The 15,150-nt window shown below is 70.5% G+C and carries 12 protein-coding genes; 7 read left to right on the top strand and 5 right to left on the bottom strand.

All coding sequences use genetic code 11. The annotated features are described in order from the left end of the window. Positions 1 to 28: 28 nt before the first annotated feature. The 6 genes from CACI_RS25605 (at position 29) to CACI_RS25580 (ending at position 6,486) form a co-directional block, all read left to right on the top strand. Positions 29 to 1,009: an NADP-dependent oxidoreductase gene (locus tag CACI_RS25605; protein WP_015793766.1), complete on the top strand. Its 981-nt coding sequence runs from the start codon at positions 29 to 31 to the stop codon at positions 1,007 to 1,009. Between the two features lie 273 nt (positions 1,010 to 1,282). Continuing rightward, a complete protein-coding gene (locus tag CACI_RS25600) occupies positions 1,283 to 3,415 on the top strand; it encodes a DUF6421 family protein (protein ID WP_015793765.1) in 2,133 nt (710 codons plus the stop codon). A gap of 144 nt (positions 3,416 to 3,559) precedes the next feature. Continuing rightward, positions 3,560 to 4,273 (top strand): SDR family oxidoreductase, encoded by a 714-nt coding sequence (locus CACI_RS25595; RefSeq protein ID WP_015793764.1) that lies wholly within the window; start codon positions 3,560 to 3,562, stop codon positions 4,271 to 4,273. Positions 4,274 to 4,324: 51 nt separating this feature from the next. After that, positions 4,325 to 5,404: a threonine aldolase family protein gene (locus CACI_RS25590; RefSeq protein WP_015793763.1), complete on the top strand. Its 1,080-nt coding sequence runs from the start codon at positions 4,325 to 4,327 to the stop codon at positions 5,402 to 5,404. A 20-nt stretch (positions 5,405 to 5,424) separates the two neighbouring features. Further along, positions 5,425 to 5,814, top strand: a complete 390-nt coding sequence (locus CACI_RS25585) for a hypothetical protein (RefSeq protein WP_015793762.1) — start codon at positions 5,425 to 5,427, stop codon at positions 5,812 to 5,814. Between the two features lie 126 nt (positions 5,815 to 5,940). Next, positions 5,941 to 6,486 carry a GNAT family N-acetyltransferase gene (locus CACI_RS25580; RefSeq protein WP_015793761.1) on the top strand — a complete coding sequence of 182 codons (546 nt, stop codon included), beginning with the start codon at positions 5,941 to 5,943 and terminating at the stop codon, positions 6,484 to 6,486. A 28-nt stretch (positions 6,487 to 6,514) separates the two neighbouring features. Here CACI_RS25580 and CACI_RS25575 read toward each other — a convergent pair whose 3' ends face one another. The 3 genes from CACI_RS25575 to CACI_RS25565 form a co-directional block, all read right to left on the bottom strand. Then, entirely contained in the window at positions 6,515 to 7,402 is an 888-nt protein-coding gene (locus CACI_RS25575) for an ABC transporter permease (RefSeq protein WP_015793760.1), read from the bottom strand. Then, complete coding sequence (locus CACI_RS25570) at positions 7,402 to 8,391, bottom strand: daunorubicin resistance protein DrrA family ABC transporter ATP-binding protein (RefSeq protein ID WP_015793759.1); 990 nt, start codon at positions 8,389 to 8,391, stop codon at positions 7,402 to 7,404. The genes CACI_RS25575 and CACI_RS25570 overlap by 1 nt, the downstream gene beginning before the upstream one ends. Before the next feature lie 184 nt (positions 8,392 to 8,575). Beyond that, the gene (locus tag CACI_RS25565) at positions 8,576 to 9,874 is read right to left on the bottom strand and encodes an alginate lyase family protein (RefSeq protein ID WP_015793758.1); all 1,299 of its coding nucleotides are present in this window, start codon (positions 9,872 to 9,874) and stop codon (positions 8,576 to 8,578) included. A 206-nt stretch (positions 9,875 to 10,080) separates the two neighbouring features. On the opposite strand from CACI_RS25565, the gene CACI_RS25560 reads away from it, so the two are divergent. Further along, on the top strand, positions 10,081 to 11,328 hold the full coding sequence (locus tag CACI_RS25560; protein WP_223297234.1) for an NAD(P)/FAD-dependent oxidoreductase: 1,248 nt from the start codon (positions 10,081 to 10,083) through the stop codon (positions 11,326 to 11,328). Positions 11,329 to 11,472: 144 nt separating this feature from the next. On the opposite strand, the gene CACI_RS25555 is transcribed toward CACI_RS25560, so the two are convergent. Continuing rightward, positions 11,473 to 13,059: an SDR family oxidoreductase gene (locus CACI_RS25555; RefSeq protein WP_015793756.1), complete on the bottom strand. Its 1,587-nt coding sequence runs from the start codon at positions 13,057 to 13,059 to the stop codon at positions 11,473 to 11,475. Between the two features lie 110 nt (positions 13,060 to 13,169). Then, positions 13,170 to 15,137 (bottom strand): potassium transporter Kup, encoded by a 1,968-nt coding sequence (locus tag CACI_RS25550; RefSeq protein WP_015793755.1) that lies wholly within the window; start codon positions 15,135 to 15,137, stop codon positions 13,170 to 13,172. Positions 15,138 to 15,150 lie beyond the last annotated feature (13 nt).

Genomic DNA, 15,150 nt, shown 5'->3' with positions numbered 1-15,150 from the left:
CCGGTACCCGATCCGCGACCGTGGAGTCATGACCGAACAGACCCTGCCTGCGACCATGCGAGCGATCGTCGCCACCGAAGCCGGCTCCGCCGACGTCCTCACCGAGACCCGCGTCCCCAAGCCCCAGCCCGGCGGGACGGAGGTGCTGGTCCGCGTCCACGCCGCCGCCATCAACCCGGCCGACTGGAAGACCCGCTCCTCCGGCGGTTGGACCGGCCGCAACGGCGCCACCGAGCAGGGCGTCATCCTCGGCTGGGACGTCTCCGGCGTGGTGGAGGCGGTCGGCCGCGGCGTGACCGTGCTCAAGCCCGGCGACGAGGTCTTCGGCATGCCCCTGTTCCCGCACTTCCCCGGCGGCTACAGCGAGTACGTCGCCGCGCCCTCGCGCCAGTTCGTCCTGAAGCCCGCCAACCTGACCCACGTCCAGGCCGCCGCGCTCCCGCTGGCCTCCCTCACCGCCTACCAGGCGCTCCACGACTTCGCGAAGGTCCGCCCCGGGCAGCGGGTCCTGATCCACGCCGCGGCCGGCGGCGTCGGCCACCTCGCGGTGCAGATCGCCAAGGCGCTCGGCGCGTACGTCATCGGCACGGCCAGCGCCGCCAAGCACGACTTCCTGCGCGACCTCGGCGCCGACGAGGCGGTCGACTACCGCGAGGTGGACTTCGCCGAGGCCGTGAGCGGCGTCGACGCCGTCATCGACGCGATCGGCGGCGACTACTTCGAGCGCTCGCTGCGCATCCTGAACCCCGGCGGGACGCTCGTGGCACTGAACTACGACGTCAGCGCCGAGCGCAAGGCGCTTGCCGCTGAGCGCGGCGTCACCACGGACTTCATGCTGGTCGAGCCGGACCTCGCCGCGCTGACCGCGATCCGCGATCTGGCCGCCGACGGCCGGCTGCGCCCGGTGGTCGAGGCCGAGCTGCCGCTGGCCGAGGCAGCGAAGGCGCACGAGCTCGGGGAGACGAACCGGGTCTCCGGAAAGATCGTGCTGACGGTCGTCGCGGAGTGACCGACGGCTGAGCGACGACTGACCGACGACCGACCGACGGCTGACTACGGCTGACTGACGACTGATCGCCGCTCCCGACTTGCCCGCACCGCGCCTCGGATCCAGCCTGGGTCCGAGGCGTTCTGTTACCCACCTTCCTCGCAAGTAACTCCTGCGATCAAGGATTGAACCCGAAGGATTTTCTTCGATAGACTGCCGTCACACGATTTCTTCCACAGCTCCTCCGATGATCGGATCACGCGTTCCGTCATCCCGACCCCGGCGAGGTGACACATGCGGCAGCACACGGGAATCCTGCGAGTCCTGTTCGACGAGGCTCATAGCGAGGCCTGGACCATCGATCCGGCCCGCGCCCTGGCGATGAACCCGGTGAACCCGGCCGACGCCGGCTACACGTATGCCGCCGACCTGCTGCGCGTGCGCGGCTACGGCGTCGAGGCGCATCGCGAGGGGGCGTTCACCGCCGAGGCGCTGTCCGGCTCGGACGTGCTGGTGATCGCGCACCCGGCCGATCCGGCGCGCGAGCGCACCACCGGCGTCGGGACGCCGGTCCTCACCCCGGCCGAGCTGGACACCCTGCAGGCCTACGTGGCCGCCGGCGGCGGGCTGGTCCTGCTGGCCGACAGCGAGCAGGACAACGGCTCCAACCTGGCCGCGCTGCTCGGCCGGTTCGGCGTCGGCATGGATCACTTCACGGTGCAGGACGCCACCCGCCGGCACCAGGGCAACGCCCGCTGGGTGCTGGCCGAGCGCGCCGCGCTGCCGGAGAACCGGATCGAGTCCGAGGACGTGCTGGCCGGCGTCGCCGAGGCGTGTTTCTTCCGCTCCGGGACCCTGTTCACCGCCGAGGGCGCGGACATCCTGCCGCTGCTGAACTCCTCGCCGACCGCCGACCCCGCCGACCGGCCGCTGGCCGTCGGCGTGCGCTTCGGCAAGGGCCGGGTCGCGGTGTTCGCCGACTCCGACATGTTCGGCGACGACTCGATCGCCGACTACGACCACCGCACGCTCTGGATCAACGCCGTCACCTGGGCTTCGCGCCGTCCCAAGCGCGCCGGTGCGGACGCCGGGCAGCACCCGGTCGCCTCCTCGGCCACCTTCGGCGACCTGAAGGCGGCCATCGAGGAGCTGCGGCCGTTGCAGTCCAAGGACGGTTCGATCGACTTCGAGGCCGGCCACGACCGCGCGCAGGCCGAGTCCCTGGCCGGGCGCATCGGCGCCGCGGTGGAGGAGCTGGCGCCCCAGTTCCCGCACGACGCCGACTACCTCGACGCCGTCCTGAAGGACCTGCGCCGCTGGGCCGAGGACGGCTTCGGCGTGCCGGACTTCCTGGACTCCCTGACCGCCTTCCACCCGGCGGCGCAGCGCGAGGATGGCCGCGAGCATCTCGTGGTGTTCCCGATGTACACGCAGAACGGCAACCTGGACCGCAACTTCGAGGCGCTGATCATCCGCATCGTGTGGCCGGACTGGATCGCCGGGCTGGAGCGGGAGAAGTATCCGAACCCGCAGTTCCTGCCGATCGAGTTCGTCGCGCCCGACGCCTTCACCGCCGGGTACGACACCAACAGCGCCGTGCTGTTCCCCGAGACCGTCGCCGTCCGCGAGACGCCGGTGTTCACCTGGGGCGCGATCATGCAGGACCGCGAGGCCGCGCGCTTCCGCATGGTCACCTCGGCCGCCGCCGCCACCTTGAAGATGTCGCTGCCGCCGGACGCCGCGCGGCTGCTGGAGGACCAGCGGCTGACGCAGGAGGTGTTCGTGCTCTGGGATCTCATCCACGATCGCACGCACAGCCACGGCGACCTGCCGTTCGACCCGTTCATGATCAAGCAGCGGATGCCGTACTTCCTGTACTCGCTGGAGGAACTGCGCTGCGACCTGACGGCGTTCCGCGCCGCGGTGACCCTCGAGCGCGACGCCGGTCCCGGCGCCTCGCACGCGCGCCTGGTCCAGTACACGATCCTGTTCGACCGCCTGTTCCGCTTCCCGATCACCGGCGGCCGGGTCCGCAACTACGACGGTCTCGGCGGGCAGCTGCTGTTCGCCTACCTGCACCGGCACGGGCTGATCCACTGGACCGACAACCGGCTGGCCGTGGACTGGGCCCGGATCGCCGACGCGGTGATCGAGCTGGCCACCGAGGTCGAAACCCTGTACCGGGACGGCATCGACCGGCCCAAGCCCGCGCACTGGATGGCCGCCTACCAGCTGGTCGCCGGCTACGTCGCGCCGAACCCGAACTCGGTCTGGGCCCAGGGCGCCTCGGCGCTGCCGCTGGACGGTCCGCCGAAGGGCCTGGTGGACGCGGTGCTGCCGGACGAGTTCCCGCTCTCGATGTTCTACGAGGCCCTGAACAAGAAGCTGAAGCCGGTCATCGAGGCGACGCGGGGCGTCACCGGCTGATCTGCTTCACAGCCTGACCGGCTGACTGGCTGATCTGCTTCGCAGCCTGACCGGCTGACTGGCGACCGGCTTCGCAGCCTGACGCGTTAAGGTCGCTCCCGCGCCCCTGTCGGCGGACCCTGTTTCGATCGGAGACTTCCAGCAATGAGCCTGAACACCGAGTCCGTGGTCGTGGTCGCCGGTGCCGGCGGCGGGGCGGGCGGCGCGGTGGTGCGCGCGCTGACCGCGGCCGGCGCGACCGTCATCGGCGTCGACACCACGATGGAGAACGCCGAGCGGGGCGCGGCGGCCGCGGTCGAGCCGGGGCGCGCCGTCCCGGCGGCGGTGGACCTGCTGGACCTGGAGGCGACCAAGGCCTTCGCCGAGAGCGTGCGCGCCGAGCACGGCCGGGTCGACGGCGTGGTCCACCTCGTCGGCGGCTGGCGCGGCTCGAAGAGCTTCGGCGAGACCAAGCTCGAGGACTGGGACCTGCTGCACAAGCTGCTGGTCCAGACCACGCAGCACACCTCGCTGGCGTTCCACGAGGCGCTGGACGCCGCCGGCGACGGCCGCTTCGTGCTGATCTCGGCGACCGCGGCCTCCGCCCCGACCGCCGGCAACGCTGCCTACGGCGCGGCCAAGGCCGCCGCCGAGGCCTGGACGCTGGCCCTGGCCGACGGCTTCAAGAAGCGCGGCGACAACGCCGCCGCGGTGGTGCTGGTCGTCAAGGCACTGCTGACCGACGCCATGAAGGAAGCCAAGCCGGAAGGCAAGTTCCCCGGCTTCACCCACGTCGACGACCTGGCCGCGGAGATCGTGAAGCTGTGGGCGAGCCCGGCCGCCGAGGTCAACGGGACCCGCGTCCGGCTCGCGCCCTGACTCGCAGACGCCTCACCAAGGCCCAAGGAAGCAAGGAAGCAAGGAAACACCGTGACCATCACCCGCCGCCACGACCCCGACTACCGTGGCTTCGCCAGCGACAACTACGCCGGGATCCACCCGGAGGTCCTGGAGGCGATCGCCGTCGCCAACGGCGGCCACCAGATCTCCTACGGCGAGGACGTCTACACCGAGCACCTGCAGGAGATCTTCCGCGGCCACTTCGGCCCGCGCGCCGAGACCTTCCCGGTGTTCAACGGCACCGGCGCCAACGTGGTCGCCCTCGACGCGATGAGCGAGCGCTGGGGCTCGGTGATCGCCGCGGCCAGCGCGCACATCAACGTCGACGAATGCGGCGCCCCGGAGAAGATCGGCGGCCTGAAGCTCCTGACCGTCGCCACCCCCGACGGCAAACTCACCCCCGACCTGATCGACACTCACGCCTGGGGCTGGGGCGACCAGCACCGAGCCCAGCCCCTGGTCGTCGCCATCACGCAGTCCACCGAACTCGGCACCTGCTACACCCCCGAGGAAATCAAGGCGATCTGCGACCACGCCCACCAGCACGGCATGAAGGTCTTCCTCGACGGCTCCCGCCTGTCCAACGCCGCCGCCACCCTGGGCCGCCCCTTCCGCGAATTCACCACCGACGCCGGCGTAGACGTCCTGACCTTCGGCGGCACCAAAAGCGGCCTCCTGGCCGGCGAATGCATCGTGGTCCTGAACCCCGACGCAGCCCACGGCGTGATGTACCTCCGCAAGATGTCCATGCAGCTGGCCTCCAAGATGCGCTTCCTCTCCGCCCAGTTCGAAGCCCTCCTCACCAACGACCTGTGGCACCGCAACGCCTCCCACGCCAACGCCATGGCCACCCGCCTAGCCGACGCCGTACGCACCATCCCCGGCGTGACCATCACCCAGCAGGTACAGGCCAACGCAGTCTTCGCAATCCTGCCCCCCGACGTCACCGAACGCCTCCAAAAACGCTTCCGCTTCTACACCTGGAACGAGCACACCGGCGAAGTCCGCTGGATGTGCTCCTTCGACACCACGGAGCCGGACATCGACGCCTTCGCCGACGCCGTGCGCGAGGAGATGGCGCAGGGTTCCTCCGCTACCGCAGAGGGCTGATACGCACGTATGGTGCGCGGATGGGGATACGCGCGCGGATCGGGTCGAAGCGGGTACTGCCGACGGTCGCGGGGGTGACCGTCGGCATCATCGTTGTGGCGGGGGTCGGTCTGTGGATCGGCCGCAGCCTGCCGACGGATACCGCCACTCCGCAGGTATTGCATGGCACGGTGAGCATCGTCGGCGGGGACGGCTCGGAGTTCGGCATCGCGCTGGACGGGACGCGGACTGGGAAGAGCTTCGGGCTCGGGTCGGTCCCGTGGAAGGACAGCAACAACAGCTGGCACAACGGCGGTCCGATCGACTGCCTCAAACCGTCGACGTCCGGGCAGCGCATCAGGTTCGGTGTGATCCACGTGACCGGCACCGAGAATGACAGTGACCTGGTCGCGTGGGTGGATTGCTCCTGAGCGTGCTTGTCCGGGCATCTGATCAGGATCGCGCCACAGGAAGCCTCCACCCTCCAGCCTCCCGCATCGCCCATGGTGAATCGGCCGTTGGTAATACATTGCAGAACCCGGGGTAGGTTGCGCCCTATGCCTGAAACCGACCGCGCCGCCTGGCCGCCGGATCCGATCAGGACCCGGCGGCTGGTGTTGCGCCCGACTGAAGCCCGCGACCGGAATACGATCATCGACCTGTTCGCCTCGCCTGAGGTGGGCACCTACGTCGGCGGCGCGCGGCCGCGCGAGGAGCTCGAACGCACCGCGCCGGAGGTTCCTGGCCAGCGGTTCGGGTTCTTCGTCATCGAGTTGGACGGCTCCATGATCGGTCTGATCACCCTCGATCGGCGCGCCGCCGTGCACCCCGGGCATGTTCGTCCCGAGGCGAACGAGACTGAGCTCGGCTACATGCTCCTGCCCCATGCCTGGGGGCGTGGCTACGCCGCCGAGGCCTGCACGGTTGTCCTCGCCTGGGTCGCCACCGTACGTCCCGGTGAGCCGGTCGTCCTGTGCACGCAGGCTGCCAACGACCCCTCCCGGCGCCTGGCCGCCAAGCTGGGCTTCGCCGAGGTCGACCGCTTCGAGGAGTACGGCGCCGACCAGTGGTTCGGGGTGTGGTACCCGCCTGTGGCGGCTTAGCGATGCTTGGCGATGATGCGAGCGCCGCTTACGAGAGCACCCGGCGCCGGAAGTTCCGCAGTCCCCAGCCCAGGAAGAGTGCCAGGAAGGCGATCAGTACCGGGTACACCACATACAGATGCATGTGTGGTGCGTCGGTCAGGGCCGCGCGCATGCCCTCGTTGATGTAGATCAGGGGGTTGATGAGGACCAGGGTCTGGAGCCAGGGGAAGCCGCCGACCTTGACCGGTGCCAGGCGGGTCCACTGGTAGTAGGTGCCGCCGAGGAAGGTCAGGGGCAGTACCACGAATCCGAACATCAGTCCGATGTTGCGCGCCTCGAAGGTGGTGCCCAGGAGCAGCCCGAGCGAGGTCATCGCCACGCAGGCCAGGGGGAGCAGCGTGAGCAGGATCCACCAGTGGTACGACAGGTCCGCGTGTACGCCCTTCGCGTGCACCACCGCGGCGATGGGGAACACCAGCACGGCCGAGATCATGCCCTGTACCGCGCCGGAGAAGACCTTCGCCAGCGCGACCAGCCAGATCGGGCAGGGCGCCTGGACGCGGTCCTCGATCTCGCGGGTGTAGCCGAACTCCGCCGCCAGTTGGAGTGCCACCGCCTGGATGCCCTGGAACATGATCGCGATGCCGACCACGCCCGGGACCAGTACCGTGGCGAACGCCGACTCGCTGCGCGTGCCGCCTCCGCCGCCGATGCCCTGGCCGATGGTGGGGAAGACGTACAAGAACACGAAGACCAGCAGGAACGGCTGGATCACGGTGCGCGCGACGAACTCCCAGAAATTCTTCTTGAGCACCATCAGGTCCCGCAGGATCAGCGCGCCCAGCGCCGTGCGCGACGCCGCAGCCGCCGAACGCCTCGGGCGGGAGCCGATCTGCTGTCCCGTGCCGCGCACGGTCTCGGTTCGCGCGGCCATCAGTCCCTCAGCTCCTTACCGGTCAGGCCGATGAACACGTCCTCCAGGCTCGGCGCGGCCACCGACAGGTCGGCCACGTCGTAGCCGGCGCTCTCGGCGGCGGTGACGATCCGCGCCAGCGCGCCGTCCGCCCCGCGCAGATGCATCTCCAAGCTGTCCCCGGAAGCCCGCAGCGCCGTGACCCCCGCGACCGCCTCCCGCAACGCGGCGCCGAGCGCCTCGAGGTCGCCGCGAGCCCGGAGCGTCACGATGGTGTCCGCGTCGATCTCGTGCTTGAGCTCGGCCGGGGTGCCCAGCGCCAGGATGCGGCCGTGGTCCATGATGGCCACGCGCTCGCACAAGCGGTCGGCTTCCTCCATGTAATGCGTGGTCAGCAGGATGGTCTGGCCGTCGGCGTTGAGTTCGCCGAGGATGTCCCACAGCGCCAGCCGGCTCTGCGGATCCAGCCCGGCGGTCGGCTCGTCCAGGAACAGCACCGCCGGTCGATGGAAGATGGCGCGGGCGACCATGAGGCGCTGCGCCATGCCGCCGGACAGCGCGAACACCGAGGCCTTGGCCCACTTGGCCAGATGGAACTGCTCCAGCAGGCGGTCGGCGGTGCGGCGGGACTCGGCGCGCGCGATGCCGAAGAGGAGTCCGTGGACGTACAGGTTCTCCCAGACGGTGAGCTGCCGGTCCAGGGTGTTCTGCTGCGAGACCACGCCGATCAGCTGCTTGGCCAGCGCCGGCCGCGCGACCACGTCCACCTCGCCGACGAACGCCCGCCCCGAGGTCGGCACCACCCGGGTGGTGAGCATCCCGACCGTGGTGGTCTTGCCCGCGCCGTTCGGGCCGAGCAGACCGAAGATCTCGCCCGGCCGCACCTCCAGGTCCAGCCGGTCGACGGCGGCGAAGTCCGTGTCCCGGTAGACCTTGGTCAGCTCGTGGGTGCCGATGACGCCGCCGACCGGGGCCGTGGCCCCCTGCTGCGGGACCGCTGGGGACTTCACTCCCCAAGGCTATGGCTGCGAGGTCTGACTCGCTACAGATCCGCGCATTAGCCGCAGGCACTCACTCATACGGCTGAAGCAGGCTGGTTCGGAAGCGGCGCGGCGCGGCTCGACTGCCGGTCTACGCGGCGGAAAACGCATCGCGGAGACCGGCAGCCGAAGCTCTGAGCTGCACGCCGAATTATCAGGAACCGCTGATCGGATCCAACTGCTCGGGCGCCGGACGCAGCAACCACAGGTCGCCGCCGGGCGGCGTCGGCAGCTTCGCCACAGCGGCGCGCGCCGTCCGGTCCCCGGCGTCGGCCGCGGCGTGGATGTCATCGACCGCCGCGAACGCTTGGAACTGGAGTTCCGGATACGTCCACGCGGCTTGTCCGGTAGCCGCCGGCACGACGAAGTCCACCGCCTTGAACAACGTGCCGCCGCCCGGCGTGCTGTAGTGCCACAGATCGACCCCGACATGCTGGCCGATCATCGCCAGCCGGGTCAGCGCCACCAGGTCGAACGTCGAATAGTGGAAGCTGCGCGTCCGGGACAGCTCCAGCGGCAGGCTGCCGTCCGCCGCGATCTGCACGTTCAGCCGCTGGGTCTCCGCCGTCGTCACGATGGAGCGGGCCAGCGTGCGCTGCCCGGTCGCCAGCGCGAGCGCGGCCTCCTGCATGTCGAAGAACGAGCCGTGGTTGTTGGTCGACGCCGCCTCGTCCGAGGCGTTCTTGCTGGTCTGCAGCCAGCTGAGGAACTGCTTGTTCCAGGTGGTCATCCCGGCCCGGTCCGCCGAGGACCAGCCCGGCGCGCCGGTGTCCAGCAGCGCGACCGCGTCCAGCAGGTCGGTGAACTGCTGGGAGAAGTCGATGATGCCGATGCCCCGGCCGGTGACCATGCAGGGGATGCCCTGCGTGAAGTCCAGGCTCGGGTTCATGCGCGTGGCCGGGTCGACGAACCAGGTGCGCAGGTCCAGCGCCGCGCGCTGCGCGTAGGCGGCATCGCCGGTGTAGTACCAGGCCAGCGTGAGGTCGTAGACGGCGTTGAACATCTCGCCGCGCTCGGCGTGGTCGGTGATGTCGTCGATCGCCGGGTTGCGGACGCCGTCGCGCTGCACGTACGGGCAGCCCCACGGGTTGGCCGCGGTCGCCGGCTGCGTCGGCCACCAGTAAGGAGCCTGGCTCAGGTAGTCGTGCTTGTCATTGCTCGGCGGCAGCTCGGGCTTGTCCATCACCGACCAGGGCCCGGCGGTCAGGGCGGCGTCGGCCTGGGTGCGCAGCTCGGCCAGCGGCGCGTTCAGCGACGGCAGCCCGACCCGCACCAGGTCCCGGGTCAGCGCCAGCCGGTAGCCGTCCAGGACGACCGTCGCCGGCACCGGAAGCGGACGGAGGGCCGGGCCCTGATGCGCGGCGGTCGCGGCGGAGGCCACGGCGGACGGCGTCAGCACACCCGCGACGAGCACGAGGGCGGCGATGATCCGGGGCGTCGTTCGGCGTTTCACAGAGGTCTCCCGTTCCACCTGATGAGGACATTTCACATACCTGAAATAGTGACAGGGTTATGAATCTCGCGGCCTCAGTGTCGCGCTGGAGACGGCGCGCGTCAATGAACGCGTAAACCAGCTTTACTCGCGGGCGGCGGAGCGCCGGCGGCGTGTCAGCCGCCGGACACGCTGCCGCGCGGCGCGGCTGTGTCAGGGTGGCGGCTGTGAAGACAGACGAAGTCGTGGTCGTCGGCGCGGGTGTCGCCGGTCTGGTGTGCGCCGCCGACCTGGTGGCGCAGGGCTTTGACGTCACGATCGTGGAAGCCTCGGACCAGCCTGGCGGACGCATGCGCTCCGACCGCCGGGACGGGTTCGTCCTAGACCGGGGATTCCAGGTCCTCAACCCCGCCTATCCGCAGGTCCGCAAACGGGTGGCGCTGGCGGCGCTGGATCTTCACCCCTTCTATCAGGGCATGCTGCTGCACGGCGCCAAGGGGCGCGCGCGGATCGCCAACCCGGCGTCCGACCGGCGCGTCGTCAAGGACGTGTGGAACGCCGGGCTTCCAGGTTCGGTGCGCGATCTGGCGGCGCTGTCGGCGATGAGCGTGCGCGACGGAGCGCTGCCGGTGCGGCGTCTGAAGGAGCAGAGGGACGAGTCGGCGTACGCCGGCCTGCGCGGCGCCGGGCTGTCGGCGGAGTTCATCGATCGGGTGCTGCGGCCCTTCTTCGCGGGCGTGTTCCTCGAACCGGACCTGGAGACCTCCAGCCGCATGCTGCACCTGGTGTGGCGCAGCATGCTCCGCGGCCGCCTTGCGCTGCCCGCGGCCGGGATCGGAGCCGTGCCGGCGCAGCTCGCCGACGCACTCCCGGCCAAGTGCCTGCGGCTGGAGACGCCGGTCGCCGCGGTGACCGACGAGGGTGTGGCGCTGGCGGACGGCGGGGAGCACGCCGCGGCGGCGGTGGTCGTGGCGACCGGTCCGCGCCAGGCCGCCGAGCTGGTCCCGGCCATCCCACAGGTGGCGACGCGCACGGTCACGACGTACTACCACGTCGCCGCGCGCACGCCGCTGGGAGAACCGGCCATCATCGTCGACGAGCGTATGCGAATCCTGAACACGGTCGTCCTCAGCGACGTGTGCCCGGACTACAGCCCGGACGGACGCGCCCTGATCGCGACGTCGGTACTCGGCGCGCCGCCCGAGCACGCGGAGCTGCCGCTGCCCGACGTGCTGAGCGAGATCTACCGCACTGACACCGTCGCCTGGGAGCTGCTGGCGACCTACCATGTGCCCGACGCCCTGCCGGCGATGCTGCCGCCCTGGCCGCTGAGCAGGCCGACGCGAATCGCGCCGAGGCGGTACGTATGCGGTGACCACCGCGCCACTGGATCGGTGCAGGGGGCGATGGCGTCCGGAGCCCGAGCCGCTCGCGAGGTGGCGGCAGATCTGCGGGGTCGCGGATCAGGGTCCTGACCACGCCTTCAGGGTGGTCTGTGCGGTTGGTCAATCCCTCGCGTCCGCCGATGCCGCCAGCGCCAGCGCCAGTACCGGCAGCCGGCAGCCGGCCCTGGGGCGGCCGGCCGCGCAGGTGCCCCAGCGACGCGACTCACCCACCGGTCATGAGCGCCGGTCTCTCGGGTCGTCTCCACCTGCCGGTATCGGTCCTGGCGCCGAGGCTTTCGCGGCGTCGGTGGTCAGTCCGGCTCGCGGTTCCTCCCGTCCGGCGCTCTCGCGCGCGACGCGGGCGATGGTGCGCGCCATGCCTCGGTAGATGACCGAGTGGAATGGCCGCATCGACCACCAGTAGAGGTGTCCGAACAGGCCTCGGGGCAGGAACACGGCGCGCTGCGTGTAGCGTGTTCGTCCTTCGTCGGCCGGGGCCACCAGCAGCTCCAGCCAGCCCAGGCCGGGCATCTTCATCTCGGCGCGCAGGCGGAGCAGCCGGCCGCGGTCGATGGCCTCGACCCGCCAGAAGTCCAGGGCGTCGCCGAGGCGCAGGGTGCGCGGGTCGCGCCGTCCCCGGCGCAGGCCGACGCCGCCGCTGAGCTGGTCGAGCCAGCCGCGTGCGGCCCAGGCCAGGGGGAAGGAGTACCAGCCGGTCTCCCCGCCGATGCCCTCCACGGCCCGCCACACTCCCTCCGGCGGCGCGGCCAGCAGGAAGGTGCGAGCGTCTTCGTACACGGTGCCGCCGGTCCAGTCGGGGTCGGTCGGCAGCGGCTCGCTGGGGGCGCCGGGCGGGGAGGCCGAGGCCCAGTGGGTGGCCACGTCGGCGTCGCGCAGCCGGGTCCGGGCCAGGCGCACCGCCTCGTCGAAGCAGAGCAGGCCCTGCGGGAGGTCGGGGACCAGCCGGGTGATCCGCCGGTTCCGGCACACCACCTCGTGCCGCAGCGATTCCACCAGCGGCCGCGCGATCGCGGCCGGGACCGGCGTCACCGCCCCGACCCACAGGCTCGACAAGCCGGTGGTCAGCAGCGGCACCGGGATGATCAGGCGGCGCGGCAGCCCGGCCACGCGCGCGTAGCGCTGCATCATCTGCCGGTAGGTCAGCACCTCCGGACCGCCGATGTCGAACACCCCGCCGCCGCCGACCGCCCCCTCCGGCGCGGCGGCGGCGCCGACCAGGCAGCGCAGCACGTCGCGGACCGCGATCGGCTGCACCCGGGTCCGCACCCACCGCGGCGTGACCATCACCGGCAGCCGCTCGGTGAGGTAGCGCACCATCTCGAACGACGCCGACCCCGACCCGATCACCACCGCCGCCCGCAGCTCCACCGTCGGCACGCCGCTGTCCCGCAGGATCTCCCCGACCCGCACCCGCGAGCGCAGATGTTGCGACAGCGCACCGATCGGGACCCCTTCGGGCACGATCCCGCCGAGGTATACGATCCGCTTCACTCCGGCCGCACGCGCCGCCGCGCCGAACCCGCGCGCGGACCGTGCCTCGGTCTGCTCGAAACCGGCGCCGCTACCCAGCGAGTGGATCAAGTAGTACGCGACCGTGACCCCCTCGAACGCCTGCGCCAGCTCGGCGGGCTCGGTCACGTCCGCCCGCACGGTCTGCACCGCGTCGAACCAGGGATGATCACGCAGACGCCCCGGATCGCGGGCCATGCACCGCACGGCGAACCCGCTGCCGAGCAGCTCGGGGACCAGCCGCCCGCCGATGTAGCCGGTGGCGCCGGAGACGAGTGCGAGATCGGGCATGTCTTCATGATCAGTCGAGGTGCGAGGCGGCGCCAGGCGAAAGACGGCCCTGACGACCTGCCTCGACCACCCAGCCTCGACCAGCCCGCCTCAACGACCCCGGCTACCGCCTACACCGGCACATGCGCTCCCATGATCACGCACCGATCAGCCGGCAAGCCGAAGTAGTTCACCGGACTCGCCGCGTTGTGCGCGATCGTCAGGAACAGCCGCTTGCGCCACGAGCGCATCCCCTTGGCGTTCGTGCGGACGATGGCGATGCGGGACAGGAAGTACGACACCGTGTCCACGTCGATGCCGGCGATCTCGCCGGCGTCGGGGTGGTCGACGGCTTGGCGCAGGAGGCGGGGGACGTCGGGTTCGTCCTGGAAGCCCAGGCGGGCGGTGAGGTGGATGATGCCGTCGTCGGTGTGGCCGAGGTCGTCGAAGACCAGGCGTTCGGCGGCTGGGACGTGCGGGACCTTCTCCACCATCATCGACAGGATGACCACGGTCTTGTGCAGCGCGTGGTTGTGCTCGACGTTGGCGCGCAGGGCCAGCGGCGTGGTCTCGATGTTGGCGTTGAGGAACACCGCGACGCCGTCCACGCGGTGGATCGGCGGCTCCAGGGCGTCCACCTCGTCCACGAAGGGGCGCAGGGGGCCCTCCAGCGTGGTGCGGTTCGGGGTGACGATCGCACGGCCGCGGCGCCAGGTGCTCAGCACGGTGAAGACGAACGTCGCGACCAGCAGCGGCAGCCAGCCGCCGTGGATCACCTTGGTGAGGTTGGCCGCGAAGAACGCGGTCTCGGTGGTCAGGAACAGGACCGCGCCCACCGCGATCTTCCAGGGCGCGACGCCCTTGAGGACCCGTGCGACCGCCAGGAACAGGATGGTGTTCAGCATGAACGTCGCCGTCACCGCGACGCCGTAGGCGGACGCCAGCGACGCCGAGGAGCCGAAGCCGATGACCAGCACCGTGACCGTGCAGCACAGGAACCAGTTCACGACCGGGACGTAGACCTGCCCGATCTCGTGCTCGGAGGTGTGCCGGATGGTCATGTGCGGCAGGAAGCCCAGCTGCATCGCCTGCCGGGTCACACTGAAAGCCCCGGAAATGACCGCCTGCGAGGCGATGACCGTCGCTATCGTGGCCAGGATCACCATCGGCAGTTGCGACCAGCTCGGCATCAGCAGGAAGAAGGGGTTGGAGACGGTCTCCGGGCGGCGCAGGATCAGCGAGCCCTGCCCCAGGTAGTTCAGCGTCAGCGCCGGGAACACCATGAAGAACCAGGCGCGGTGGATCGGTTTGCGCCCGAAGTGGCCCATGTCGGCGTACAGCGCCTCGGCGCCGGTCACCGCCAGCACCACCGAGGCCAGCGCGATGAACGCCACGACGCCGTGGTGCACCAGGAACTGCGCGCCGTAGGTGGGGGACAGGGCCCTGACGATGCCCGGGTGCGCCGCGATCTCCGACGCCCCGGCCACGCCGATGATCAGGAACCAGACCGTCATCACCGGTCCGAACAGCCCGCCGACCAGCGCCGTGCCGAACTTCTGGATGGCGAACAGCCCGATGACGATCACCACGGTCAGCGGCACGACGTAGTCCTTGAGTCCCGGCGCCGAGACCTTGAGCCCTTCGACCGCCGACAACACCGAGATCGCCGGGGTGATCATGCCGTCGCCGTAGAACAGCGACGCACCGAGTATCCCGAGCGCGACCAGCAGTATCTTGCTCCGGGTGGAGCGGAAGTCCAGCTTCTGGATCAGGGCGGTCAGGGCCATGATGCCGCCCTCGCCGTCGTTGTCGGTCCGCAGGATGAAGCTCACGTACTTGATCGACACGATCAGCGTGATCGCCCAGAAGATCAGCGACACCACCCCGTAGACCTGGTCGGCAGAGGTGCCCACCGCCCTGTTGTCGGCGGTGAACACCGTCTGCATCGCGTACAGCGGGCTGGTCCCGATGTCCCCGAACACGACCCCCAGCGCGCCGAGCATCAGCGCGGCCGCGCCGGCCTTGTGCGTCCGGTGCCCGGCGTCCGGGTCGGCACCGGTGGTGGTCTGCGAGGATGGCCCCGCGGCGTCAGCGATCACGAAAACGTGATCC

This window comes from Catenulispora acidiphila DSM 44928 (assembly GCF_000024025.1).
GTDB lineage: Bacteria > Actinomycetota > Actinomycetes > Streptomycetales > Catenulisporaceae > Catenulispora > Catenulispora acidiphila.
This window is presented reverse-complemented; position numbering and strand designations above follow the sequence as displayed.

Bases quoted from the DNA above. Each gene is read 5' to 3' on its own strand.
- CACI_RS25605 (WP_015793766.1), top strand. From the start codon at position 29: ATGACCGAACAGACCCTGCCTGCGACCATGCGAGCGATCGTCGCCACC.
- CACI_RS25600 (WP_015793765.1), top strand. From the start codon at position 1,283: ATGCGGCAGCACACGGGAATCCTGCGAGTCCTGTTCGACGAGGCTCAT.
- CACI_RS25595 (WP_015793764.1), top strand. From the start codon at position 3,560: ATGAGCCTGAACACCGAGTCCGTGGTCGTGGTCGCCGGTGCCGGCGGC.
- CACI_RS25585 (WP_015793762.1), top strand. From the start codon at position 5,425: ATGGGGATACGCGCGCGGATCGGGTCGAAGCGGGTACTGCCGACGGTC.
- CACI_RS25580 (WP_015793761.1), top strand. From the start codon at position 5,941: ATGCCTGAAACCGACCGCGCCGCCTGGCCGCCGGATCCGATCAGGACC.
- CACI_RS25575 (WP_015793760.1), bottom strand. From the start codon at position 7,402: ATGGCCGCGCGAACCGAGACCGTGCGCGGCACGGGACAGCAGATCGGC.
- CACI_RS25555 (WP_015793756.1), bottom strand. From the start codon at position 13,059: ATGCCCGATCTCGCACTCGTCTCCGGCGCCACCGGCTACATCGGCGGG.